This is a genomic window from Hoeflea algicola (assembly GCF_026619415.1).
Taxonomy (GTDB): Bacteria; Pseudomonadota; Alphaproteobacteria; order Rhizobiales; family Rhizobiaceae; genus Hoeflea; species Hoeflea algicola.
In genome coordinates, this window is record NZ_JAOVZR010000001.1 from 2,260,198 (window position 1) to 2,281,579 (window position 21,382).

Below are 21,382 nucleotides of genomic sequence, written 5' to 3' on the forward strand. Positions count from 1 at the left end.
ACTATATGCCGGCATTTGTGACGTTAACCCTTTCTTAACAATAAACTTGCCGAGGCGCTCTCAAAGCGCCAAGATACAAGGGCTCGGCGCCAATGGATGACGTCAAGCCGATAGCCGACTTGCAGTGTATTTCGTAATCAGGATTTCCCGGCCAATGTCAGAACCCCGTCTCAACACCGTCAATCTCGCAGACCGCATGGCCAATTCGGCCCAGTTCAAGGCGCTTTACGCCGAAGGAATGGGGCTGGTCGAGGAAACCGCGAATTATCTCGACGGACCGGGGCGAACCTCGTCGAAATCGCTGCCGCGCATCGCTGCTGTGCTTTACGCAGCAGAATCGATGCGTCTGACCACGCGGCTGATGCAGATGGCCTCCTGGTTGCTGCTCCAGCGCGCCGTCAACAATGGCGAAATGAACCGCGACCAGGTCATGGCCGAAAAAAGCAAGGTCCGCCTCGACAGCTTCAATTGCGACCGCTCGGCGCCCGGTTGGGTCGATCTGCCCGAAAATTTCCGTGATCTGGTTGAACGCTCGCTGCGGATCCAGAATCGTGTCGCGATGCTCGACCGCGAAATCTACCGCCCGGAGGAAGCCGCAGCGATCAAGCCTGACAATGAAAACTCGGTTCAGGCCCAGCAGCATCTCCTGCAGACGGTCTTCTCCAGACGTTGAACCGGTGCTGTGCTTGGGCAGACCTGCTTGAGCACGAACAACCAAGACAGTCAGGCCCGCACATCCGTTGCGGGCTTTTTTTGCGTGTGTGGCAGGGATATGAACGCCCAGGCATCCATCATTCGGACCAGACTATTTCGGATGGGCAGTGGCGGTCCGCACCGGGCCGGCAGACACAAAAAAACCCGCCGAAACCGGCGGGTTTTGATCGTCCGGTTAAAACCGGAAATCTTACAGGCTGAGGCCTTCGAAGCGCTTCTTGAACTTCGACAGGCGGCCACCGCGGTCCAGCATCTGCTGATTGCCGCCGGTCCATGCCGGATGTGACTTCGGGTCGATTTCCAGGTTCATGGTGTCGCCTTCAGCGCCCCAGGTCGACTGGGTCATGTATTCTGTGCCGTCGGTCATGACCACCTTGATCATGTGGTATTCGGGATGGATGTTCGCCTTCATTTTTTCGTCCTGCCGTTGGGAGGCCCCTGCGCAACAATGCTTGCGGCATATTGGCCAAACACATAAATGAAGCCGGTGTCCGTGTGGGCAACGGCTTTCCAATTCGATGGCGAGCCTATACATGAAGGCACCGTCGATAACAAGGGCCGCGTCTGTTTTTGCGAGCCCCTCACCGGCCGCCTACGCATAGCCCAGGAGAAGACGTGGCAGATCAATCCAACACCCAACCGGCAGCGCGCCGTTCCGTGCGGCCGCTTACCCGGCTTTTCCCCTACATCAAGCGCTATCCGCGACTTGTGCTGGGGGCCCTTGCCGCGCTGTTGGCAGCGGCGATCACCACCCTGACGCTTCCCACCGCCGTGCGCCGGATGATCGATCACGGTTTTTCGGCTCAGGACGCGGGCTTCGTCAACAGCTACTTTTCCATGCTGGCGGCAATTGCCCTGTTGCTCGCACTTGCCTCGGCCTGTCGTTACTATTTCGTCATCACGCTTGGCGAGCGCGTGGTCGCCGACATCCGCCGTGACGTGTTCGACCATGTCACCCGGCTGTCGGCTTCCTTTTACGACGCCAATCGGTCGGGCGAAATCATTTCACGGCTGACCGCCGACACCACCCAGATCAAGTCAACCGTCGGCGCCACCGCTTCGGTTGCCCTGCGCAACGTGATTCTGTGCGTGGGCGCAGGCGGCATGATGTTCATCACCTCGCCCAAGCTCTCGGGTTTGGTGCTCGCGGCCATTCCGCTGATCGTGTTTCCACTGGTTGGTTTTGGCCGCAAGGTGCGCAAGCGCTCGCGCATCGCACAGGATACCCTTGCTGAAGCGATGACCTTTGCCGGAGAGGCGATCGGCGCCACTCGAACAGTGCAGGCCTTCAATACCGAGGCCCACGCCCAGGCGAGCTTCGGCGAGGCGGTCGAAACCTCCTTTGGTGCTGCCCGCAAATCAATCCTGGCCCGCTCCGTGCTGACCGGCTTTGCTATCGCCATGGCATTCGGCTCAGTGGTAGCGGTGCTCTGGTACGGGGCGCAATCGGTGCTGTCAGGCGAACTGACACCGGGAACCCTCGGCCAGTTCCTGCTGTATTCGGTGTTTGCCGCAGGAAGCCTTGGCGCACTGTCGGAAGTCTGGGGCGAACTTTCACAAGCCGCCGGCGCCGCCGAACGGTTGAGCGAACTGCTCGATGAAGTGCCGGAGATCCGGGCACCCGCAAACCCCACGCGCCTGCCCAATCCGCCGATTGGCGATATCCGTTTCGACAACGTACGTTTTGCCTATCCGGCACGGCCCGGCACCTCGGCGCTCACCGGCGCCAGCTTTCATGTCAGGCCCGGCGAAACCGTCGCCGTGGTCGGAGCATCAGGTGCCGGAAAGTCGACCCTGTTTTCACTGATCCTGCGATTTTACGACGCCACCGCCGGCAAGGTAATGATCGATGAAGTCGACATCCGGGAGGCCGACCCCACGGATGTTCGCGACCGCATCGCGCTGGTGCCGCAGGACGTGACCATCTTCGCCGGCAGTGTTGGCGACAACATTGCCTTCGGCAGGGCTGACGCCAGCCAGGCAGACATCGAGGCCGCAGCCCGCGCGGCACAAGCTCATGAGTTCATCCTAGCGCTGGATCAGGGATACGCCACCCCGGTTGGCGAACGCGGCATCACCTTGTCGGGCGGCCAGCGCCAGCGGGTTGCCATTGCCCGCGCCATCCTGCGCGATGCACCGATCCTGCTGCTTGATGAAGCCACCTCGGCGCTGGATGCGGAAAGCGAGACCCTGGTGCAAAAGGCGCTGGAAGGGCTGATGCAGAACCGTACGACCATCGTCATCGCCCACCGGCTGGCAACAGTACTTCGCGCCGACCGCATTCTGGTGATGGACAAGGGCAGGATCATAGAAGAGGGCAATCACACCGAACTGGTGGCGCGCGGTGGTCTCTATGCCCGTCTGGCACGCCTGCAGTTTGAACTAGGCGCCGAAGCGCTGACCCCGAATACTGCGGCAACCGAAGCGGGCTGAGTCTCCAAACCACGACCCGAGCCTGCTCAAACCGGGCTCGGCTCCGACTGACCTGACTATATCACTCTGCCGTGTTTCTTGGGATCGGGAGACTGCTTTTGCGTCGCGAGGCGAACACGCGCCACTACAGCCCGTAACAATCTTGTGAAATCCCTCAAATCAGGGTAAATAGCCTTTGTTCGTCTGGAAGCCACGCGGGAGACGGGACCTTGTCCGCGGGCTATAACAGGAACATTCAGAAGGTGTATCCACAATGCGGAATGACGCGGAGTGGCGGACCCTGCTCTTGGCAGGCGTTTGCTATACTGTGTGGTTTTTGCTGGCGTTTGGGTGGGCTGACCTACCGGACACGTTACGTGTCCTTTTCATGATCCCCATCATCACGCTGCATTCCTCGCTTCAACACGAATTTTTACACGGTCACCCATTCAGGAACCAAAAATTAAACGATCTTCTGATCGCGCCACCAATCGGAGTGCTGGTGCCCTACCTGCGCTTCAAATCCTGCCATCTTACCCACCACATCAATGAAAACATCACCGACCCCTATGACGATCCGGAGAGCTATTATCTCGACCGGCAGGTATGGGCATCGGTTCCTGCCTGGCTCAAGCGCCTGCTGGTTGCCAACAACACCCTGACCGGACGCATGACCCTCGGCCCTGCACTGGCCACCGTGGGCTTCATCCGCAGCGAATATGGCCGGGTGAGAAACGGCGACCGGTCGATCATCTGGATCTGGGCAAGGCACCTCATTGCCGTCGCACTGCTGTTCTGGCTTGTTGCCCGCTATGGCAGCCTGCACCCCGCAGCCTATTTCATTGCCGCCTATTTCGGCATGGGACTGCTGATGGTGCGCTCATTCATCGAACACCAAGCCGTCGAGAAAGCCAATCAGCGCTCGGTGATCATCGAGACCAGCGGACCATTGAGCCTGCTGTTTCTCAACAACAACTACCACTCGGTGCATCACGCCTATCCCTCACTTGCCTGGTACCGTATTCCCGAGTTCTTCCGGGAAAACAGGGCGCGATTCCTGCGCATGAATGGCGGCTACCGTTTTGAGAGCTACTGGGAGGTGTTTCGCCGTTTCGGCTTCCGGCCCAAGGAACCGGTCGCCTATCCGATGGAACCCAACCGCACGCGCCGCAACGGCGACGGCCAATGAAGTTGCCGCGACCGGAAGGCGACGCCACAACCGGCGTTGCCTCGTTACCCATGTATGACTGGCCTGAAATCCGCGCAGCAACCGATGCGCTGTGGACAGCGATCCGCCAGCAATTGCGAAACATCGGCATCGCTGCGCCTTTCCTATTGGAGCGCAGTGATGACCCCGAGCCGCTCTGGCGCCATCCGGGCCTGGTTCTGTCGCAGACCTGCGGTTTTCCCTACGCCAATGGACTGGCCGGCAAGGTTGCTTTGATCGGCGCACCAGCCCACGCCGTTACCGGTGCCGCGCCTGGCCGCTATTTCAGCGTGCTGGTTGCGCGCAAAGCCGACGCAGCGCCCACAATGGCTGACCTGGCGGATCGGCGCTTTGCCTACAACATGACCCATTCCCAGTCCGGCTTCGCCGCCCCGGTGCGGCTGCTGGCAGCAGGAGGGCATGCCTCGCGCCCGCAGCCATTACAGACAGGCGCACACCGCGCCTCGATCCACGCAGTGGCCAGGGGCGAGGCCGACTGGGCCGCAATCGACGCCGTGACATGGGAACTGGCCAAGCGTCACGATGCGGCGGCAGACGAGTTGCAGGTCTTCAGCAGAACGCCAGAGACCCCGGCGCTGCCGCTGATTGCCAGCATCCGCTACGCCGATCAAGCGGAAGCCATCGCCAGTGCAAACGAGGTTGCCTTCAGCTCTCTGCCCGCCGGCATCCGCGATGCGACGCTGGTCACCGGGTTGGCACGGGTCAAACAGTCAGATTATGCGGCCCTGGCAATACCGGTTCCCGCACACGAGGCGCTGCCCGGCTTGAGCATATGACGACCTAATTCGACGCCGGAATCAGCGTTCAGTCAGCTTGAGCTCGATACGCCGATTGGTGGCGCGATCAGCATCGGTATCGCCTTCGGCGATCGGCTGGAATTCGCCAAAACCGGCGGCCACCAGCCGGTTGGCCGGCACCCCTTGGGAGACCAGGTATTTGACCACCGATGTCGCACGCGCACTGGAAAGCTCCCAGTTGTCGGCATAGCGGCCATTGCCCGACAACGGCACATCGTCGGTATGGCCGTCGACACGAAGCACCCAGTTGATCTCCTCGGGAATTTCCCGCGCCAGTTCGTTGATCGCCGTTGCCAGTTTGGCCATCTGCTCCTTACCGGCGGCATTGAGCTCGTTACCGCCCGAGGGAAACAGCACTTCCGACTGGAACACAAACCGGTCACCGACGACCCGCACATCCTCACGGCTCGCCAGGATTTCACGCAAGCGTCCGAAAAAGTCAGAGCGGTAGCGGTTGAGTTCCTGCACCCGCTGCGCCAGCGCCACGTTCAACCGTCTTCCCAGATCAGCGATTCTGGCCTGTGTCTGCCGGTCCTTGCTTTCGGAAACCTCGAGTGCGTCTTCGAGAGCGGCGAGCTGGGTTCTCAACGCCGAAATCTGTTGATTGAGCAACTCCACCTGGCTGAGCGCGCGTTGTGAGACCTTCTTTTCGGAGTTCAGTGTTTCGGTCAAAATCCCGATCTTGTTCTCCGCGGCCGCGCTGGCGCCCGACCCACTGGCAAGCAATTCCTGCAATCGCGACCGGTCGGCTTCCGCTTCCGACAAGGAGGCCATCATATTGGCCAGGTTGTCCTCGAGATCCTGTTTTCCGGAACGCTCGAGCGCCAGAAGCTGGGTCAGTTCATTGATCTGACTGTTGAGCCGGTTGAGCACCTGGTCACGGCCGGAAATTTCACGCGAGAGGAAAAACTGTGCCAACACGAACACGGTAAGCAGGAACATGATCGCCAGCAGCAGCGTCGACAGCGCGTCGACAAAGCCGGGCCAGTAATCGACCGTCCGCTCCCGTCGCCGGTTTCGCGCCAGCGCCATGGTCTATTTGTCTCCAAGCTTATCGGCGAGCTTGTCCAGCGTCTCGCGCATCCGACGCGATTCGACCTGCTGCGCCTCGATCCAGTCCCTGAGCATCTGTTGTTCGTTGCGCATGTTTTTCACCAGGCCCTGAATACCTTCGGCAAGGCTCGCCATGGCCGCCGTGGTTCGCGGCGTCACGCCGGAATCCTGTGACAAAGTCTGCATCCGTTCGGTCAGCATCCGGATCTCTTCGGCGGCCGCCGTGCCATCGGCGGGCACGGCCATGCCGGAATCCAGATCCGTCATGGTCGACAGCCAGTTTTCAAGTTCGGTGTAAAACCGGTTCTGCGCCCGCCCCGCCTGCAGATCTAGGAATCCCAGCACCAGCGAACCGGCAAGGCCGAACAGCGAGGAGGAAAATGCCGTTCCCATGCCGTCCAGTGGCGCCGACAATCCGGTTTTCAGCGTCGACAGCAAGTCCTCGGTGCCGCCGGAGCCGGGGTTGAGCGACTGGATCACCTGATTGATCGAACCGATGGTACCGAGCAAACCCCAGAATGTTCCGAGCAGGCCCAAAAATACCAGCAACCCGATCAGGTAGCGCGAGGTGTCGCGTGATTCGTCAAGCCGGGTGGCGATCGAATCAAGGATCGAGCGAAGCGACGTCGTCGACAGCGCCATTTCCTGACGCCGCCCGATCAGCGCCCGCATCGGCGCCAACAACACCGGATCGCGGCCAACTTTCTCCGCGTCCCCGGTAGCCCTGAGCGAATTTACCCACCGCACCTCGGGGCGAAGCCTCAGCACATGGGTGAACACCAGCAACACGCCAACCGCGAGAACCCCCAGGATCAGGCCATTGAGCCCCGGATTGGCAAGAAAGGCATCATGAATCTGCCGGTAAAGAATCGCGGCGACGAATCCGGAGAGGATGAGAAATATCATCATGCTCCAGAAAAAAACCAACGGGCTTGAGAGCTTGTGAGGATCCGCGCCGCTACCGTCCTCGGAGATGCCCCATCCAGACAATGTCAGTTTTGCCATGCTTGTCCGTCCCGGCCTTTGTCTAGCTTCAACTGTTGCCGCGAACACTAACCGATAATATGGCGGAATTGAAAGCGCGCCGGAAAAACAACCTCATGCCGGCTTGCTCAGGCTTTCGGAACAGGCCTTTGCACCAGTTCCAGAACGCCCTTGAGGATATACTCGTTACCGGCTGCGATGGAGCGTGTACCGAACATGTCGGTTCCCCCTTCGTGTCGGCAATAAAACCGCCGGCTTCGCGGATCAGGATCATGCCCGCAGCCATATCCCAGGCTTCAAGCGGCTTTTCCCAGAACCCGTCAAGCCGCCCGGCCGCAACATAGGCCAGGTCCAGCGCCGCGGCCCCGAACCGGCGGATACCGGCGCATTCACCCATGATGTGGCGCAGCTCGACCAGAAAGTTGCCGTGATGGCCACGTCCGAGATGAGGCACACCGGTGCCAATCACCGCGTCCGACATCGCCTTGCGGCCGGCAACCCGCAGGCGTCGGTCGTTGAGGAATGCCCCGCCACCACGTTCAGCGGTGTAGAGCTCGTCCGTGGAGGGGTTGTAGATAACCCCCGCCACGATCTCGCCATTGCGTTCAAGCGCAATCGAAACCGCAAAATGCGGAATGCCGTGCAGAAAATTGGTGGTGCCATCGAGCGGGTCAACGATCCAGCGGTGGGCGCCGTCGGTGCCCGCCATCTCGATGCTTTCCTCACCCAGGAATCCATAGGTGGGACGCGCACGCAACAATTCGGTCTTGATGATCGACTCGGCCTTGCGGTCAGCCTGGGTGACATAGTCGCCCGGCCCCTTGAGCGAGACCTGCAGGTTCTGCACCTCGCCGAAGTCGCGCGCAAGCGAGCGCCCGGCTTTCAGCGCCGACTGCACCATCACGTTGAGAAGGGCTGAACGCGCCATCTATATCATTCCTTGGTTTTTGCGACCGGGGTTATGCGACCGGCCGGCGCCTCGCGCCAACCATCCGATCGAACGATTTATTCGGCGCGGCGCAAATAGGTCAGTTCGTTGGTGTCTACCACAACCCGTTCACCCGACGAGATAAACGGCGGAACCAGGATGCGCACACCGTTTTCAAGAATGGCCGGCTTGTAAGACGATGCCGCTGTCTGTCCCTTGACCACAGGATCCGCCTCGGCAATCGCCAGGGTCACATGATCAGGAAGCGCGATGCCGATCGGTCGTTCATCGTACAATTCCACCGTCACCATCATGCCGTCCTGCAGGAAGGCGCGGCGATCACCGACAAATTCCTTCTGCAGTTCAAGCTGCTCGTAGCTTTCCAGATCCATGAACACCAGCGCCTCGCCCTGTTCGTAGAGGAACTGAAAGTCCTTCTGTTCAAGCCGGATGCGCTCGACCGTCTCCGAGGCCCGGAAACGCTCGTTGAGCTTGGTACCGTCGATCAGGTTTTTCATTTCCACCTGATTGAAGGCGCCGCCCTTGCCGGGCTTCACCGCGTTGGTTTTGACCACTGCCCACAGGCCGCCATTGTGCTCAAGCACGTTACCGGGGCGAATTTCATTTCCGTTGATTTTCATGAAAGCGTTCCGCGTCAAGCTTGTCCGGGCCGACATTCGGCGCGGTTTGGCGGCTTCAAGACCACAATTGGCGCGGCTTTTCAAGCCTGCCCCAATCTCGACCGGCCGCAATCACCTGATTCAATGCTTGCCGAACGCGTTCGCGGCCTCCAGCGCCTGCTTTTGCTGTTCTTCGGTCAAACCCTGGTAGAAATCATCGAGCGAGCGGTCGTCAAACCCCGCGCGGCGCGACAGGATATACCATTTGCCCGCTTCCACCGGATCGCCGAGCGTGCCGATGGCATTGATATGCAACACCGCCATCCGGTTCTGCGCAACAACGTTGCCGCGATTGGCAGCCACCTGCATCCAGCGGAACCCTTCGTCGTAGTCCTTGTCGCCGCCAATCCCGTCGATCAACCAGATCGCATAATCGAGTTGTGCTGTGTCAAAGCCGGCCCGCGCCGCCTTTTCCATCCACTCGCGCGCCCGGCTGCGTTTTGCATCGGGCACACCATCGGTGTTGATATAGATCTGCGCAAGCGCATATTGCGCATCCGGAATCCCTTGTTCGGCCGACTTCTCGAAATACGGCAAAGCTTCAAGAATGCCCGATGGCCCGGGCTTGGCGGAAACCAGGATTTGCGCATAGTTGAACTGAGCGAATGCGTTGCCGGCATCGGCGGCCTTTTTCATCAGGGCCTCGGCCTTGGCCTTGTCGGGGGTGACATATTTGCCTTCAAGCAACATCACGCCGTATTTGAACTGGGCTGAGGCGTCGCCGCTTTCTGCTGCCTGACCATACCAGAACGCCGCATCATCCATGCTACGCGGAACGCCGAGGCCGGAGGCGAACAATTCGGCCAGCAATGTCTGCGCCGCCGGATCGCCCAGTTGCGCTCGCGGCAGCGCCAGTTCCATCGCCGTCAGATAGTAACCGCGTTGGAACGCGCCGAATGCCCTGACGGTTGCATCATCGGATGCCGCCGTTTCAGCTCCACCTTCCGGCTGGGGCGGCGCGCTCGCATCGGTCGGCGCCTTGAGAATTTCGGCCGCGTCAGGGGCGCTCGTAGCCTCCTGGGACATCGCCGGCGTTGCACTTGCCAGCAACAGCGCTGCCAGCACGGATAGATACCGTGATCGCTGAAAATATTTACCGGCGTAAAAATAGCCGCCGGAGCCAACCGCAAAATCAATCATGCGGTGCATTATCGCCCGAACCGTGGCGCTTTTTCGTCAAGCACCGCATTGATTTCCGCAACCACGCGCGGCGCATTCGCCGGATCGGAAAACACCGCCTGCCCAAAGGCGATGAATTCAGCCCCGGTCTGTGCCATTTCCTCGACAAATGCGGTACTAGTTCCGCCCATCACCACACAGGGCAGTTCGATCATGTCGGCCCACCATTCCCCGAGTGCGATGTTCTTGCTGTGTGGCTCTGGCTTGATGTCGCCGGTGATTGACCCGAACATGACGTAATCCGGCTGCGCCTCGCCGATCGACAACGCTGCATGCCGCTCGCGCGCATTGCCGCCGCCGACGATCAGGCCGGGTGCGTGCTGTTTGACAGCCTCCATCATCGCTTGCGGCCCGACCTCGATATGCAGGCCGTCGGCGCGAACCCGGCCGGCAACCCTGGTGTCACCGGCAATAAGAGCGGCCGCACCCGTCGCCTGGATCACCGGCAGCAGGGCTTCGCATCGTTTCTGAAAACTCTTTTCGTCAAGCCCGTGCTGCGGAACGATCACCGAAGCGACATCGCCGCCGCGCAGGGCGCCCTCGACAATTCCGGCGAGCTCGCTCGCATCAGCAATATCGGGCGTTACAAGAACCAGACGGCAGCGATTGGTGGAAGCGGTCATGAGATATCCTATCGCAAACGGCGCTGAAGACCGTTATGGCCAAACAATTGCAAACGAGATAGACCGGCGCGGCATAAGGATCAACTGTCCCGATGATGACCGACCCGTTCTTCTACGCCACGGCAATTCCGGCTGTCCTCATGGTTGGGCTCTCGAAAGGTGGATTTGGCGGCGCCATGGCGCTGCTTGGCGTGCCGCTGATGGCGCTGACAATTCCGCCGGTCCAGGCAGCAGCAATCCTGTTGCCGATCCTCATTGTCATGGACATGGTCAGCCTATGGAGCTGGCGCAGTCACAAGGACAACAAGACGCTTTTCATCATGTTGCCCGGTGCGTTGGCCGGCATCGCCATCGGCTGGGCCACGGCCGCCTGGGTCACCGATCCGATGATCCGGCTGATCGTCGGGGTCGTGGCGCTGCTATTCGTCGCCCGCTTTGTCAGCACAAGCATGATCGCCCGGCGCAGCAATAGCCCACCTCCCGTGCATGGCCATCGGCCGCTGCTGGGGCTGTTCTGGGGCACGCTTTCGGGCTTCACCAGCTTTGTTTCCCATGCCGGCGGTCCGCCCTATCAGATCTACGCCTTGCCGCTGAAGCAGGATCCGAAGACCTACACCGGCACCAGCGTTCGCTATTTCGCCATCGTCAACGCCGTCAAGCTCGCGCCCTATTTTGCGCTCGGCCAGTTTGACACGACCAATCTATCCACCTCGCTGGCATTGGCGCCACTGGCCCCGGTGGCCACGCTGACGGGTGTCTTCATCGTCAAGCGCATGCGGCCGGAGATATTTTATCCATTCATGTATCTGATGGTGTTTCTTACATCGCTGAAACTGATCTGGGACGGCGTCACTCGCCTATTGGCTGGATGACAAATGGACGTTCAAATGGTTTGATGCCGGAAAATGCGATCAGCCCGGCACAGGACCTTCCATTGAGCACCAACCCTTACGAAACCGACCTTGACCGAAATGCTGCCAATTACCAGCCGCTGACGCCGCTGGCCCATCTCGAACGGGCGGCGTTGGTCCATCCCGACCATGTGGCAATCATCCACGGCACCATGCGTGTGAGCTATCACGTATTCCTCGAACGCTCGAAACGGCTGGCCAATGCGATTGCTGGTCTGGGGATCGGCAAGGGTGACACGGTTTCGGTAATGCTGCCGAACACGCCGGCGATGCTGGAAGCCCATCACGGCGTCCCGATGACCGGCGCGGTGCTGCATTGCATCAACACCCGGCTCGACCCGCAGGCAATCGCCTTCCAGCTGGATCACGCCGGATGCAAAGTGCTGATCGTCGATCGCGAATTCTCTGCGGTGATGGCCGAGGCATTGGCGCTTGCCAAGATCGCACCGGTGGTCATCGATTATGACGACGCCGAATACCCCGAAGACGCGCCCTTTCCCAAGTGCCCGCCGATCGGTCAGCATGACTATGAGGCGTTCATCCTCGCCGCCTCGCCTGATTTTAGCCGTACTGCGCCCGATGACGAGTGGGATTCGATTTCGCTCAACTACACCTCCGGCACCACCGGTAACCCCAAGGGCGTCGTCTATCACCACCGCGGCGCTGCACTGATGGGCTATGCCAACGTCATCGCCTCGGGCATGGGCCGACACCCGGTCTATCTGTGGACATTGCCGATGTTCCACTGCAACGGATGGTGCTTTCCCTGGACGCTCGGGGTGGTCGGCGGCACCCATGTCTGCCTGCGCTGGGTCCGCGCCAAAGCGATGTACGAAGCCATTGCCGATCACGGCGTCACTCACTTGTGCGGGGCGCCGATTGTGATGTCGGTATTACTCAACGCACCGGATCACGAGAAGCGGGATTTCTCCCAGACCGTCAGTTTCAACACTGCCGCCGCGCCGCCCCCGAAGCAGTGCTTGCCGGCATGGCCGAGGCCGGTTTCGAGGTGGTGCATCTTTACGGCCTGACCGAAACCTACGGGCCAGCGGTCGTCAACGAATGGAAGGGCGAATGGTCAGCACTTGAGCCCGGTGCGCGTATCACCAAGAAGGCCCGCCAAGGCGTTCGCTACCCGGCACTCGAAAACCTCGCGGTGATGGATCCCGGCACCATGCAGAAAACTCCGGCCGACGGAGAGACGATCGGCGAGGTGATGTTCCGCGGCAACATCGTCATGAAGGGCTACCTGAAAAACCCCGAGGCCAGCGCCGAAGCTTTCCGCGGCGGCTGGTTTCATTCAGGCGACCTCGGCGTGATGCATCCCGACGGCTATCTGCAACTCAAGGACCGCTCGAAGGACATCATCATATCCGGGGGCGAAAACATATCCTCGATCGAGGTCGAGGACGCGCTTTACAAGCACCCGGCAATCATGGCCGCTGCCGTGGTGGCGCGCCCTGACGACAAATGGGGCGAGACCCCTTGCGCCTTTGTCGAACTGCGCCCGGGACACAGTATGAGCGAAAACGACGTCATCGAGCATTGCCGCGCATTGCTGGCGCGGTTCAAATGCCCGCGAACCGTCATTTTCAGGGAAATACCGAAGACATCGACCGGAAAAATCCAGAAATTCCTGCTGCGCAGTGAATTCAGTTCGGCGGACTGACTCGCGTCGTCAACGGGAGTGCCAGCGCCCTGCCGGTCTCGGGCTGCACAGTCGGCCCATCGTCGCGATGATCTCCGCTTGCCCGGTCAATGGCGATGGCATAGCTTGAGATCATGACCGTGGATGTATTCCGAGCCATCGCCGACCCCAACCGGCGCCATATTCTGGAGGAATTGCGCCGCCATCCGCGCACCGTCAACGAATTGGCCGAGGGTCTTCCCATCAGCCGCCCGGCGGTATCGCAGCATCTCAAGGCGCTTCTCGACAGTGGGTTGGTGACAGTGACGAACCAGGGCACCAGCCGCATTTATGCGATCAGGCTGGATGGATTCATGCACATCAACCTCTGGGTCGACCAGTTCTGGAATTGAGGTTTACGATCTGACGCCCCCGTCGCGGTGTCATCCGGCCTGAATTGACCGTCGCTGAGGCTTCCGCGCTGCAGTTTCCGACATTGGCATCAAAATATAGTGGGGCGGGGATTAACCCCGCGCCCTGTCATGGGGAGGTCATATAAATCTGATCAGTGTTGTGTGTCGGAGCGGAGACGTTTGATCTCGTCCCTGAGGCGCAACTTGCGGCGTTTGATATTCGCGATCGCCTGATCATGGACCGACGGTTGTCCGAGTACCGCACGGAGTTCGGCTTCCAATTCACCGTGCTTTTTTTCAAGCGATGCAAGATGGGCATCAATCGACATGGGCAACTCCTGTGTTGGGAAGCGCCGGCGCCGGGACGCCGAAGCGCTGGTTTCTTGACACCGTCGAGTGTGGCACGCCTGTGAGCGTTTGTCGAAGATCATTTCTTAGATGGGGATAACTTCCCGTTACCATCGATTCTGTGGTACCAGCGCCGAAATGACGAAAAAGGTCGGGCCTTCTCGGCGCCGCCCAGATGCGTGAGACGGGGAAACTGCATGCGCGACCAGGAACAGGCGGAGCTTCGCATGCTTGTGGCACGATTGCGCCATGAACATGAAGATTACGACGTTGCAATCAACGCCATGATTCAGACCGGCTGCGACCAATTGCGGATCCAGCGGATGAAAAAGAAAAAGCTCGTCATCAAAGACAAGATCACAAATATCGAAGACCAGATCATCCCGGACATTATTGCCTGACCCGCAGGAGCCCAGCATGATGCAGAATCCAACGCCGCTGGTTGCGGTGATCATGGGCAGCCAGTCTGACTGGCCGACCATGAAACACGCAGCCGATACGCTTGCTGAACTGGGCATCGCCCACCAGCCGCTGATCGTCTCGGCCCACCGCACCCCCGACCGCCTCGTGTCATTTGCCAAGGGAGCGCGTGAACAGGGTTTCAAGGTCATTATCGCCGGTGCCGGCGGTGCCGCCCACTTGCCGGGCATGACCGCAGCCTTCACGTCGTTGCCGGTATTTGGCGTCCCTGTCGAATCGAAGGCGCTGTCAGGTCAGGACAGCCTTTTGTCCATCGTTCAGATGCCTGCGGGCATCCCCGTCGGCACACTCGCCATCGGCAAGGCCGGGGCGGTCAACGCGGCGCTACTCGCCGCCAGTGTGCTCGCGCTCTCGGATGAAGCGCTGGCCGGGCGGCTCGACGCCTGGCGTCAGGCACGAACCGACGCCGTGGCCGAACAACCCGTGGATCAGCCATGAGCAACGCACCACTCGCGCCCGGTGCAGTGATCGGCATTATCGGCGGTGGCCAACTCGGCCGCATGCTGGCAATGGCCGCCGCCCGGCTCGGCTACCAGACCATCATCCTCGATCCCGCCGAGCACGCACCCGCAGCGCAGATGGCCAATCGGCAGATTGTTGCCGCCTACGATGACCCGCAAGCGCTTGAACAACTCGCCGAATATTGTGATGTCATCACCTATGAATTCGAAAATGTCCCGGTTGCCGCGGTCGAATGGCTTGAAGAACGGGTCCCGGTCAGACCCGGTTCGAAAGCCCTCAAGGTATCCCAGGACCGGCTTTTGGAAAAAGCCATGGCCGCCGAACTGGGCGCCCAAACCGCCTTGTTTGCTGCCGTTTCCAACCGCTCCGAGCTTGATGCAGCTATTACTGTTACCGGTTTGCCCGCCGTCTTGAAGACGACCCGGCTGGGCTATGACGGCAAGGGCCAGGCCAAGATCGTCCGTCCCGAAGACGCCGACATCGCCTTTGCCGCCATGCGCGGACAGATGGCCGTGCTCGAATCCTTCGTGCATTTTGAATCCGAAGTGTCGGTGATCGCCGCTCGCGGCCTTTCCGGCGAGGTCCGGGCCTATGATGTTGCCGAGAACATCCATCGCAACCATATCCTGCATACCTCGACAGTGCCGTCGCAGTTGGGGCCTCAGGCCCGCACCGAAGCGCTTCGCATCGCCGGGCTGATTGCCACGCATCTAGAGTATGTCGGCGTCTTTGCCGTCGAGTTCTTCGCCGTCCGCGATGGCGATAGCCACCGCCTGCTGGTCAACGAGATGGCGCCACGGGTTCACAATTCCGGTCACTGGACCGAGGCTGCCTGCACGATCTCGCAATTCGACCAGCACATCCGCGCAATTGCCGGGCTGCCACTAGGCGATGCCAAGCGGCATTCCGATTGCGTGATGGAAAACCTGATCGGTGCTGATATCGACAGGCTGCCCGAGATCGCTGCCGAGCCCGATGTGCTGATCCATCTCTATGGCAAGGCCGAGGCCCGCCCCGGCCGCAAGATGGGCCACGTTACCCGGATCAGCCCCCTGACAACGCGCTAAACCCCGGTTTAGGGCGGGAAAAAGCTGCCGCGGAGTTGACAGCATAATCCCGAGCAGGTACATCGCAGCCAACCGAATGAACGCGTTCTTGGCTGGCGCGTTTTGATTGAATGGGCGGCTCGGATCGCCAGTTAACTCGCGGATCAGAACAATGAAGATCAAAAATTCGCTCAAGGCGCTCAAGGCTCGTCACCGTGACAACCAGTTGGTTCGTCGCAAGGGCCGGGTTTACATCATCAACAAGCAGAACCCGCGTTTCAAAGCTCGTCAGGGCTGAAGTTGCTGGCCACTTGTGCCATCACTGAAATTTGCATTTGATCTTTGGCGCAGACGGACTAGTTTTCCGCATGCGCCATTTTTCGTCACCATACCTGCTCTTCCTGACGGTTGCCCTGCTGCTTGCCGGCCCCTTGTCGACGCCCGCAGGAGCGCAGGCTGAAGCGGACAAACCCGCCTCCCCCAAGCTGAGCCTGCCCCAGAGCCCGCCGAGGCGCTTGATCGGCTGTTTGCCGAACTCAAACGTGAACGCGACACCCAGAAGGCCGAACGCATCAGCGAGCGCATTTGGGCACGATGGCGCGATTCGGGCAGCGCCACAGCCAACTTGTTGATGCAATGGGCCGACAAGGCGATTGCGGAGAAGAAGAACGGCTTTGCGCTCGACCTGCTCGACCAGGTGGTGGTGCTGATGCCGGATTTTGCAGAAGGCTGGAACCGGCGTGCCACGCTGCATTTCATGATGGGCGACCAGTCCAGATCGATGGCCGACATCAACAAGGTGCTGTCGCTTGAGCCCAGACATTTTGGCGCCCTGGCTGGCATGGCCGCAATTCTCGAAGACACAGGCAACGACGAACTGGCGCTGCGGGCCTGGGAGCAGATGCTCAATGTCTATCCGGCCAATCGCCAGGCTCAGCAGAAGCTTGGCGAACTGGCCGACAAGCTGGCGGGCTCCAGAACCTGATCCATGCCTGAAACTTTTCGACCGGTTTCGCCGTAAACTCTGTGACTACCGCAATTTACAGCATTGTCCTTCATGCCCTTCCCAAAACCGATCCGAGCCATGATGATCTATTTCCTTGTCGCCCTCGTGCTGCTGGTTGCGGGCCTTGCGGTCTGGACCCGGATCAAGACTCGCGAGATCGAAGCGCAATATCCGCCGATCGGCGAGATGATCGATGTCGGCGGCTACGCGCTGCATGCCGTACATGTGCCCCGCCCAGAGCAGGCAGAGCTGCCGCCCCTGGTGTTCATTCACGGCGCCAGCGGCAATCTGCGGGACCAAATGGCGCCGTTCAGATCAAGGCTGGAAGGCCGCGCCGAAATGCTGTTCATCGACCGCCCCGGCCATGGCTGGTCCGAGCGCGGCGGCGTTGAAAATCAGACCCCAGGCGGGCAGGCCGCGGCCATTGCCCGCGCCATGCAGGCCAAGGGAATGACAAAGGCAATCATCGTCGGCCACTCCTTCGGCGGCGCGATTGCTGCGAGCTTTGCACTCGATCATCCGCAGATAACCGCTGGCCTGGTGTTCCTGGCACCCGCGACCCATCCATGGCCGGGCGGCGTGAGCTGGTATTACGAACTCACCAACTTGCCGCTGATTGGGCCGCTGTTCGCCCACACGCTGGCGCTGCCGGCGGGCCTGACCCGGCTGGAGAGTGGTTCAGCTTGTGTGTTCGCGCCCAATCCAAAGCCCGATGATTATGTCAGCAGCACCGCGCCGGCGTTGGTGCTCAGGCCGCAGGCGTTTCGCAACAACGCCATCGACGTCGCCGGCCTCAAAACCTATGTCAGCCGTGTTTCACCGCGCTACACCGAAATTGAGACACCGACCGTGATCGTTACCGGCGACAGTGATTCGGTGGTTCTGGCTCATATCCATTCGGAAGGATTAGCACGCGACATCAAGGGAGCTGAACTGGTGTGGGTCCGCAATCTCGGCCACAAGCCCGATCACGTCACCACCGAACTGGCGATTCGCGGGATCGAAAAAGTGGCTGGACTGGATGTCGATCTGCGAGCCGCCGCGGTCCTGGCCGAGGTGAGGCTTGCCCAGGACCACGCCCGTTGCCCGGGCGAGGTCTCGTCGGCAGGCTGAACGCTTGGCGCTTTCTTATTGCAGGTAGCCGATCAGATCCCGGACATGCCGTCAGAGCCGATATAGGCGATCCGCAGCATGTTGGTTGATCCTGGCGTTCCCAACGGCACACCCGCCGAAATGATAATCCGGTCGCCGGGCTTGCCGAATTCCTCCCGGAAGGTAATCCGGCAGGCGCGATCAACCATGTCGTCAAGATCGGTCGCATCTTCGGTGACCACGCAATGCAGCCCCCAGGCGATCGACAACCGACGTGCCGTCTGGATCACCGGGCTGAGTGCGATGATCGGCACCTGCGGCCGTTCACGCGCGGCACGCAGACCGGTGGTGCCTGAAGACGTGTAGCAAACCACGGCCGACAGGTTGAGTGTTTCAGCAATCTGGCGTGCCGCCAGCGAAATCGCGTCGGCACCGGTCGCGTCGGGCTGCGGGCGCTGGGCATAGATGATGCCCGGATAATTCGGATCAAGCTCAACCTTGCGGGCGATTGACGCCATGGTCGACACGGCTTCCACCGGGTAGTCGCCGGCAGCCGATTCAGCCGACAGCATCACCGCGTCAGCGCCTTCGAAAACGGCAGTCGCCACGTCCGACACTTCGGCGCGGGTCGGAACCGGCGCGGAAATCATCGATTCAAGCATCTGGGTGGCAACCACCACCGGCTTACCAGCGCGGCGGCAGGCCCAGAATCAGCTGCTTCTGGATACCGGGGACGGATTCAATCGGCATTTCCACACCGAGATCGCCGCGCGCCACCATCAGCGCATCCGACAACTCGATGATCTCGTCGATCCGCTCAAGTGCCTGCGGCTTCTCAATCTTCGACATCAGGCCGACCTGGCCGCGGGCGATCTTGCGCACTTCGGCAAGATCTTCGGGACGCTGGATGAACGACAGCGCCACCCAGTCGATATCGTGGCCGATGGTAAGCACCGCATCGAGATCGGCCCGGTCCTTCTCCGTCAACGCGCCGACACCGAGCGTGGTGTCGGGCAGGCTGACGCCCTTGCGGTCGGAAATCTTGGTGCCGCTGACCACCTTGCAGGTGATCGAAGTCTTGTCTGATTCGACCGCGACCAGTTGCAGCCGTCCATCATCGATCAACAACCGGTGCCCAGGTTGCACCGCTTCGAGAATCTCGGGGTGTGGCAGGAACACCCGGTTTGCGTCGCCCGGTTCGTCTCGATTGTCGAGAACAAATTTCTGTCCGGCTTCCAGCGCCACAGAACCGTCGGTAAACTTGCCCACGCGCAGCTTCGGGCCCTGAAGGTCGGCGAGAATGCCGATCGGACGCCCGCAACTTTTTTCCACAGCGCGAATGCGGCCAACCAGCGTCCGCATCACTTCGTGGCTGGCGTGGCTCATGTTGATCCGGAACAGATCGGCGCCCGCTTCGTGCAGTTTCCGGATCATCGCCTCATCGGACGAAGCCGGTCCGAGAGTCGCGAGGATTTTCACTTTGCGGTGACGCTTCATCAATTTTGGCTCTCTTGCGCTTCCGGGGCGTCCGATAGCTGGACCATCCAGCTGCCTTGTCGCCCGGTATCGTATTCCTTGAAACCCACGCGCTGAAAGCCGCGGGCAAAACAGTCTTCAACACCGACGATCCGAAACTCGTTGTCGGCGACGCACATGTTGATATCGCCAGCCCAGCGGCCGCCACCGCCGGCATCCTCGGCATAGAGGTAGTAGTATCGCGAGCCCAACTGGCCTTCGATCAGAGTGGCGCAGGAATTGGCGGGAATCTGCCACCATCCTTCCGTCACCCAACCCTCTGCGGTGCGGTAACCGATCGATCCGCCGACCAGCGACTGGGTTCCGTTGCACACACGGAAATCCGCTCTGGCTTCATCGGCTGATGCAAACATCATGGCACCGGCGAACAGCGGAATCAGTGCGGCAGATCTGATGATGGAAAAATAGGCTCGGGGCAACTTGCGAAACATCAAATCCGGTCAGTCTCCGCTCATGGCTTATCTGTTGCTTTTTGCGCTGCAGACCGGTGAAAGTCAACGAAGGACACCGGACTAAAGTCAAAGGTCACAACCTTTGAGGCCTAGGCCATCGGCGATCTGCCCGCAGATGCCTAGACAGATAGTTGCCTGCCGACCCCGGCTGTGCGATTGGTCCAGGCAATTCTACCCCTTTTAACACAGCACTCTGGTCCGTCATGTCCGGCTTTCAGCCCTTCGAGATTATTCCCGGTGATGCCAGCCATGGGCTGGTGATCCTCGCCGACCATGCCATGAACCGCCTGCCGTCCGAATATGGCGATCTCGGCCTGTCTGGTGACGCCTTTTCCCGACACATCGCCTATGACATCGGTATCGAGGGCGTAACCCGCGGCCTGTGCGCCCGGCTCGGGGTTCCCGCAGTTATGGCCTGCTTTTCACGGTTGCTGATCGATCCGAACCGCGGCGAGGACGACCCGACGCTGATCATGAAACTGTCGGATGGCATGGTGATCCCCGCCAATCACCCGCTCTCTGCAAAAGAGCGAGCACGCCGGCTCAGCCTTTACCACCGGCCATACCACGAAGCGGTTTCCGCGGTGATTTCAAATACCGCGCGCACGTCCGGCAAGGCCCCGCTGGTCATCTCCATGCATTCCTTCACACCTGTTTGGAAAGGCGCGGCGCGACCCTGGCACGCAGGAGTCCTTTGGGATGCTGATCCCCGTGCCCTGCGGGTACTGATGGACCTTCTGAGCGCGGACCCGGCCCTGGTAGTGGGCGAAAACGAGCCCTATGAGGGAGCGCTGATCGGCGACACAATGCACCAGCATTGCACGACCAAGGGCCTGGCCCACGCGTTGATCGAAATCCGCCAGGATCTGATTTCCGATCAGGCAGGCATCAATGCCTGGGTCGAGCGTCTGGCGCCGATCCTGACGTCGACCAACAGTCGCCCGGAAATGCATGAAATCCGCCACCACGGCTCCAGCCTGGATTGAGTGCTGTCTGCCCTGGTTCGATTAATCAGCGGGAAAGCTGCAAACACCCTTGACCCGAAGGCGTCGTTTGGGCACTTGAAGCGCATACACCAATAATCCCTCACCTGTCCGTATTAGGAGTGACCCATGTCTGATTCCGGCGCCGTGGCCCGCGACCAACTTCGTTCTTTTGTTGAACGCATCGAACGCTTGGAAGAAGAGAAGAAAACCATCTCTGACGACATCAAGGACGTCTATGGCGAAGCCAAGTCGACCGGCTTTGACGCCAAGGTGCTGCGCAAGGTCGTAGCCATCCGCAAGCAGGATGCAAACGACCGGGCCGAGCAGGAAGCGATTCTCGACACCTATTTGCATGCACTGGGCATGGCGCCCGAGCCGGAAGGCGCCAGCTGATCGGGCTTTCCGGCTGACGACACACGTCAGAT

Annotated in this window: 21 protein-coding genes and 4 pseudogenes; 15 read left to right on the plus strand and 10 right to left on the minus strand. The window is 60.4% G+C overall.

The window, feature by feature from the left end; all coding sequences use genetic code 11:
• The first annotated feature begins 154 nt into the window (after window positions 1-154).
• Window positions 155-673, plus strand: coding sequence for a protease adaptor protein RcdA (rcdA, locus tag OEG84_RS11105; protein WP_267653817.1), 519 nt, complete (start codon window positions 155-157; stop codon window positions 671-673).
• 231 nt (window positions 674-904) lie between these two features.
• Here rcdA and rpmE read toward each other — a convergent pair whose 3' ends face one another.
• Entirely contained in the window at window positions 905-1,126 is a 222-nt protein-coding gene (gene rpmE, locus OEG84_RS11110; protein WP_267653818.1) for a 50S ribosomal protein L31, read from the minus strand.
• 203 nt (window positions 1,127-1,329) lie between these two features.
• Between rpmE and OEG84_RS11115 the strand changes: the two genes are divergently transcribed.
• The 3 genes from OEG84_RS11115 (at window position 1,330) to OEG84_RS11125 (ending at window position 5,130) form a co-directional block, all read left to right on the plus strand.
• A complete protein-coding gene (locus OEG84_RS11115; protein WP_267653819.1) occupies window positions 1,330-3,147 on the plus strand; it encodes an ABC transporter transmembrane domain-containing protein in 1,818 nt (605 codons plus the stop codon).
• Between the two features lie 367 nt (window positions 3,148-3,514).
• Window positions 3,515-4,315: a fatty acid desaturase gene (locus OEG84_RS11120; protein ID WP_267653820.1), complete on the plus strand. Its 801-nt coding sequence runs from the start codon at window positions 3,515-3,517 to the stop codon at window positions 4,313-4,315.
• A complete protein-coding gene (locus OEG84_RS11125; protein ID WP_267653821.1) occupies window positions 4,312-5,130 on the plus strand; it encodes a phosphate/phosphite/phosphonate ABC transporter substrate-binding protein in 819 nt (272 codons plus the stop codon). The genes OEG84_RS11120 and OEG84_RS11125 overlap by 4 nt, the downstream gene beginning before the upstream one ends.
• A gap of 21 nt (window positions 5,131-5,151) precedes the next feature.
• On the opposite strand, the gene OEG84_RS11130 is transcribed toward OEG84_RS11125, so the two are convergent.
• From OEG84_RS11130 to OEG84_RS11155, 6 genes and pseudogenes are all read right to left on the minus strand, one after another.
• On the minus strand, window positions 5,152-6,183 hold the full coding sequence (locus tag OEG84_RS11130) for a peptidoglycan -binding protein (protein WP_267653822.1): 1,032 nt from the start codon (window positions 6,181-6,183) through the stop codon (window positions 5,152-5,154).
• Between the two features lie 3 nt (window positions 6,184-6,186).
• The gene (locus OEG84_RS11135; protein WP_267653823.1) at window positions 6,187-7,209 is read right to left on the minus strand and encodes a MotA/TolQ/ExbB proton channel family protein; all 1,023 of its coding nucleotides are present in this window, start codon (window positions 7,207-7,209) and stop codon (window positions 6,187-6,189) included.
• A 107-nt stretch (window positions 7,210-7,316) separates the two neighbouring features.
• Window positions 7,317-8,116: pseudogene (locus tag OEG84_RS11140) on the minus strand (inositol monophosphatase family protein).
• Between the two features lie 77 nt (window positions 8,117-8,193).
• The gene (efp, locus tag OEG84_RS11145; RefSeq protein ID WP_267653824.1) at window positions 8,194-8,757 is read right to left on the minus strand and encodes an elongation factor P; all 564 of its coding nucleotides are present in this window, start codon (window positions 8,755-8,757) and stop codon (window positions 8,194-8,196) included.
• Between the two features lie 120 nt (window positions 8,758-8,877).
• Window positions 8,878-9,936, minus strand: coding sequence for a tetratricopeptide repeat protein (locus OEG84_RS11150; protein ID WP_267653825.1), 1,059 nt, complete (start codon window positions 9,934-9,936; stop codon window positions 8,878-8,880).
• An 8-nt stretch (window positions 9,937-9,944) separates the two neighbouring features.
• Complete coding sequence (locus OEG84_RS11155) at window positions 9,945-10,598, minus strand: thiamine phosphate synthase (RefSeq protein WP_267653826.1); 654 nt, start codon at window positions 10,596-10,598, stop codon at window positions 9,945-9,947.
• A gap of 92 nt (window positions 10,599-10,690) precedes the next feature.
• Here OEG84_RS11155 and OEG84_RS11160 point away from each other — a divergent pair, with 92 nt between their 5' ends.
• From OEG84_RS11160 to OEG84_RS11170, 3 genes and pseudogenes are all read left to right on the plus strand, one after another.
• Window positions 10,691-11,470, plus strand: a complete 780-nt coding sequence (locus tag OEG84_RS11160) for a sulfite exporter TauE/SafE family protein (RefSeq protein ID WP_267653827.1) — start codon at window positions 10,691-10,693, stop codon at window positions 11,468-11,470.
• Between the two features lie 23 nt (window positions 11,471-11,493).
• Window positions 11,494-13,178: pseudogene (locus tag OEG84_RS11165) on the plus strand (acyl-CoA synthetase).
• A 113-nt stretch (window positions 13,179-13,291) separates the two neighbouring features.
• A complete protein-coding gene (locus OEG84_RS11170) occupies window positions 13,292-13,549 on the plus strand; it encodes an ArsR/SmtB family transcription factor (protein ID WP_267653828.1) in 258 nt (85 codons plus the stop codon).
• A gap of 152 nt (window positions 13,550-13,701) precedes the next feature.
• Here the strand turns inward: OEG84_RS11170 and OEG84_RS11175 are convergent, their stop codons facing one another.
• Window positions 13,702-13,878: a YdcH family protein gene (locus OEG84_RS11175; RefSeq protein WP_267653829.1), complete on the minus strand. Its 177-nt coding sequence runs from the start codon at window positions 13,876-13,878 to the stop codon at window positions 13,702-13,704.
• Between the two features lie 216 nt (window positions 13,879-14,094).
• Between OEG84_RS11175 and OEG84_RS11180 the strand changes: the two genes are divergently transcribed.
• The 6 genes and pseudogenes from OEG84_RS11180 to OEG84_RS11205 all read left to right on the plus strand — a co-directional run bounded on the left by OEG84_RS11180 (window position 14,095) and on the right by OEG84_RS11205 (window position 18,004).
• Complete coding sequence (locus OEG84_RS11180) at window positions 14,095-14,298, plus strand: YdcH family protein (protein WP_267653830.1); 204 nt, start codon at window positions 14,095-14,097, stop codon at window positions 14,296-14,298.
• A gap of 19 nt (window positions 14,299-14,317) precedes the next feature.
• Complete coding sequence (purE, locus tag OEG84_RS11185) at window positions 14,318-14,815, plus strand: 5-(carboxyamino)imidazole ribonucleotide mutase (protein ID WP_425602912.1); 498 nt, start codon at window positions 14,318-14,320, stop codon at window positions 14,813-14,815.
• Window positions 14,812-15,906: a 5-(carboxyamino)imidazole ribonucleotide synthase gene (locus tag OEG84_RS11190; RefSeq protein WP_267653832.1), complete on the plus strand. Its 1,095-nt coding sequence runs from the start codon at window positions 14,812-14,814 to the stop codon at window positions 15,904-15,906. Before purE ends, OEG84_RS11190 begins: the two co-directional genes overlap by 4 nt.
• Before the next feature lie 151 nt (window positions 15,907-16,057).
• Window positions 16,058-16,183, plus strand: coding sequence for a type B 50S ribosomal protein L36 (ykgO, locus tag OEG84_RS11195; RefSeq protein ID WP_267653833.1), 126 nt, complete (start codon window positions 16,058-16,060; stop codon window positions 16,181-16,183).
• 177 nt (window positions 16,184-16,360) lie between these two features.
• Window positions 16,361-16,870 (plus strand): annotated as a pseudogene (locus tag OEG84_RS11200) (hypothetical protein); the annotation flags it as partial.
• Between the two features lie 99 nt (window positions 16,871-16,969).
• The gene (locus tag OEG84_RS11205; protein WP_267653834.1) at window positions 16,970-18,004 is read left to right on the plus strand and encodes an alpha/beta fold hydrolase; all 1,035 of its coding nucleotides are present in this window, start codon (window positions 16,970-16,972) and stop codon (window positions 18,002-18,004) included.
• A gap of 32 nt (window positions 18,005-18,036) precedes the next feature.
• Here OEG84_RS11205 and pyk read toward each other — a convergent pair.
• Together pyk and OEG84_RS11215 are read right to left on the minus strand one after the other, a co-directional pair.
• Window positions 18,037-19,480: pseudogene (pyk, locus tag OEG84_RS11210) on the minus strand (pyruvate kinase).
• Window positions 19,480-19,875: a DUF1036 domain-containing protein gene (locus OEG84_RS11215; protein WP_425602840.1), complete on the minus strand. Its 396-nt coding sequence runs from the start codon at window positions 19,873-19,875 to the stop codon at window positions 19,480-19,482. The pseudogene pyk and the gene OEG84_RS11215 overlap by 1 nt, the downstream one beginning before the upstream one ends.
• 299 nt (window positions 19,876-20,174) lie before the next feature.
• Between OEG84_RS11215 and OEG84_RS11220 the strand changes: the two genes are divergently transcribed.
• Together OEG84_RS11220 and OEG84_RS11225 are read left to right on the plus strand one after the other, a co-directional pair.
• On the plus strand, window positions 20,175-20,957 hold the full coding sequence (locus tag OEG84_RS11220; protein WP_267653836.1) for an N-formylglutamate amidohydrolase: 783 nt from the start codon (window positions 20,175-20,177) through the stop codon (window positions 20,955-20,957).
• Window positions 20,958-21,083: 126 nt separating this feature from the next.
• Window positions 21,084-21,350, plus strand: coding sequence for a DUF2312 domain-containing protein (locus OEG84_RS11225; RefSeq protein ID WP_267653837.1), 267 nt, complete (start codon window positions 21,084-21,086; stop codon window positions 21,348-21,350).
• The last annotated feature ends 32 nt before the right edge of the window (window positions 21,351-21,382 follow it).

Excerpts from the sequence above, each read along its gene's own strand:
- OEG84_RS11220 (WP_267653836.1), top strand. The coding sequence starts at position 20,175 with ATGTCCGGCTTTCAGCCCTTCGAGATTATTCCCGGTGATGCCAGCCAT.
- OEG84_RS11160 (WP_267653827.1), top strand. The coding sequence starts at position 10,691 with ATGATGACCGACCCGTTCTTCTACGCCACGGCAATTCCGGCTGTCCTC.
- OEG84_RS11130 (WP_267653822.1), bottom strand. The coding sequence starts at position 6,183 with ATGGCGCTGGCGCGAAACCGGCGACGGGAGCGGACGGTCGATTACTGG.
- OEG84_RS11120 (WP_267653820.1), top strand. The coding sequence starts at position 3,515 with ATGATCCCCATCATCACGCTGCATTCCTCGCTTCAACACGAATTTTTA.
- OEG84_RS11215 (WP_425602840.1), bottom strand. The coding sequence starts at position 19,875 with ATGATGTTTGCATCAGCCGATGAAGCCAGAGCGGATTTCCGTGTGTGC.
- purE (WP_425602912.1), top strand. The coding sequence starts at position 14,318 with ATGCAGAATCCAACGCCGCTGGTTGCGGTGATCATGGGCAGCCAGTCT.
- OEG84_RS11190 (WP_267653832.1), top strand. The coding sequence starts at position 14,812 with ATGAGCAACGCACCACTCGCGCCCGGTGCAGTGATCGGCATTATCGGC.
- OEG84_RS11125 (WP_267653821.1), top strand. The coding sequence starts at position 4,312 with ATGAAGTTGCCGCGACCGGAAGGCGACGCCACAACCGGCGTTGCCTCG.
- OEG84_RS11170 (WP_267653828.1), top strand. The coding sequence starts at position 13,292 with ATGACCGTGGATGTATTCCGAGCCATCGCCGACCCCAACCGGCGCCAT.
- OEG84_RS11180 (WP_267653830.1), top strand. The coding sequence starts at position 14,095 with ATGCGCGACCAGGAACAGGCGGAGCTTCGCATGCTTGTGGCACGATTG.
- OEG84_RS11155 (WP_267653826.1), bottom strand. The coding sequence starts at position 10,598 with ATGACCGCTTCCACCAATCGCTGCCGTCTGGTTCTTGTAACGCCCGAT.
- OEG84_RS11225 (WP_267653837.1), top strand. The coding sequence starts at position 21,084 with ATGTCTGATTCCGGCGCCGTGGCCCGCGACCAACTTCGTTCTTTTGTT.
- ykgO (WP_267653833.1), top strand. The coding sequence starts at position 16,058 with ATGAAGATCAAAAATTCGCTCAAGGCGCTCAAGGCTCGTCACCGTGAC.
- OEG84_RS11150 (WP_267653825.1), bottom strand. The coding sequence starts at position 9,936 with ATGATTGATTTTGCGGTTGGCTCCGGCGGCTATTTTTACGCCGGTAAA.
- efp (WP_267653824.1), bottom strand. The coding sequence starts at position 8,757 with ATGAAAATCAACGGAAATGAAATTCGCCCCGGTAACGTGCTTGAGCAC.
- rpmE (WP_267653818.1), bottom strand. The coding sequence starts at position 1,126 with ATGAAGGCGAACATCCATCCCGAATACCACATGATCAAGGTGGTCATG.
- OEG84_RS11175 (WP_267653829.1), bottom strand. The coding sequence starts at position 13,878 with ATGTCGATTGATGCCCATCTTGCATCGCTTGAAAAAAAGCACGGTGAA.
- OEG84_RS11135 (WP_267653823.1), bottom strand. The coding sequence starts at position 7,209 with ATGGCAAAACTGACATTGTCTGGATGGGGCATCTCCGAGGACGGTAGC.
- rcdA (WP_267653817.1), top strand. The coding sequence starts at position 155 with ATGTCAGAACCCCGTCTCAACACCGTCAATCTCGCAGACCGCATGGCC.
- OEG84_RS11205 (WP_267653834.1), top strand. The coding sequence starts at position 16,970 with ATGATGATCTATTTCCTTGTCGCCCTCGTGCTGCTGGTTGCGGGCCTT.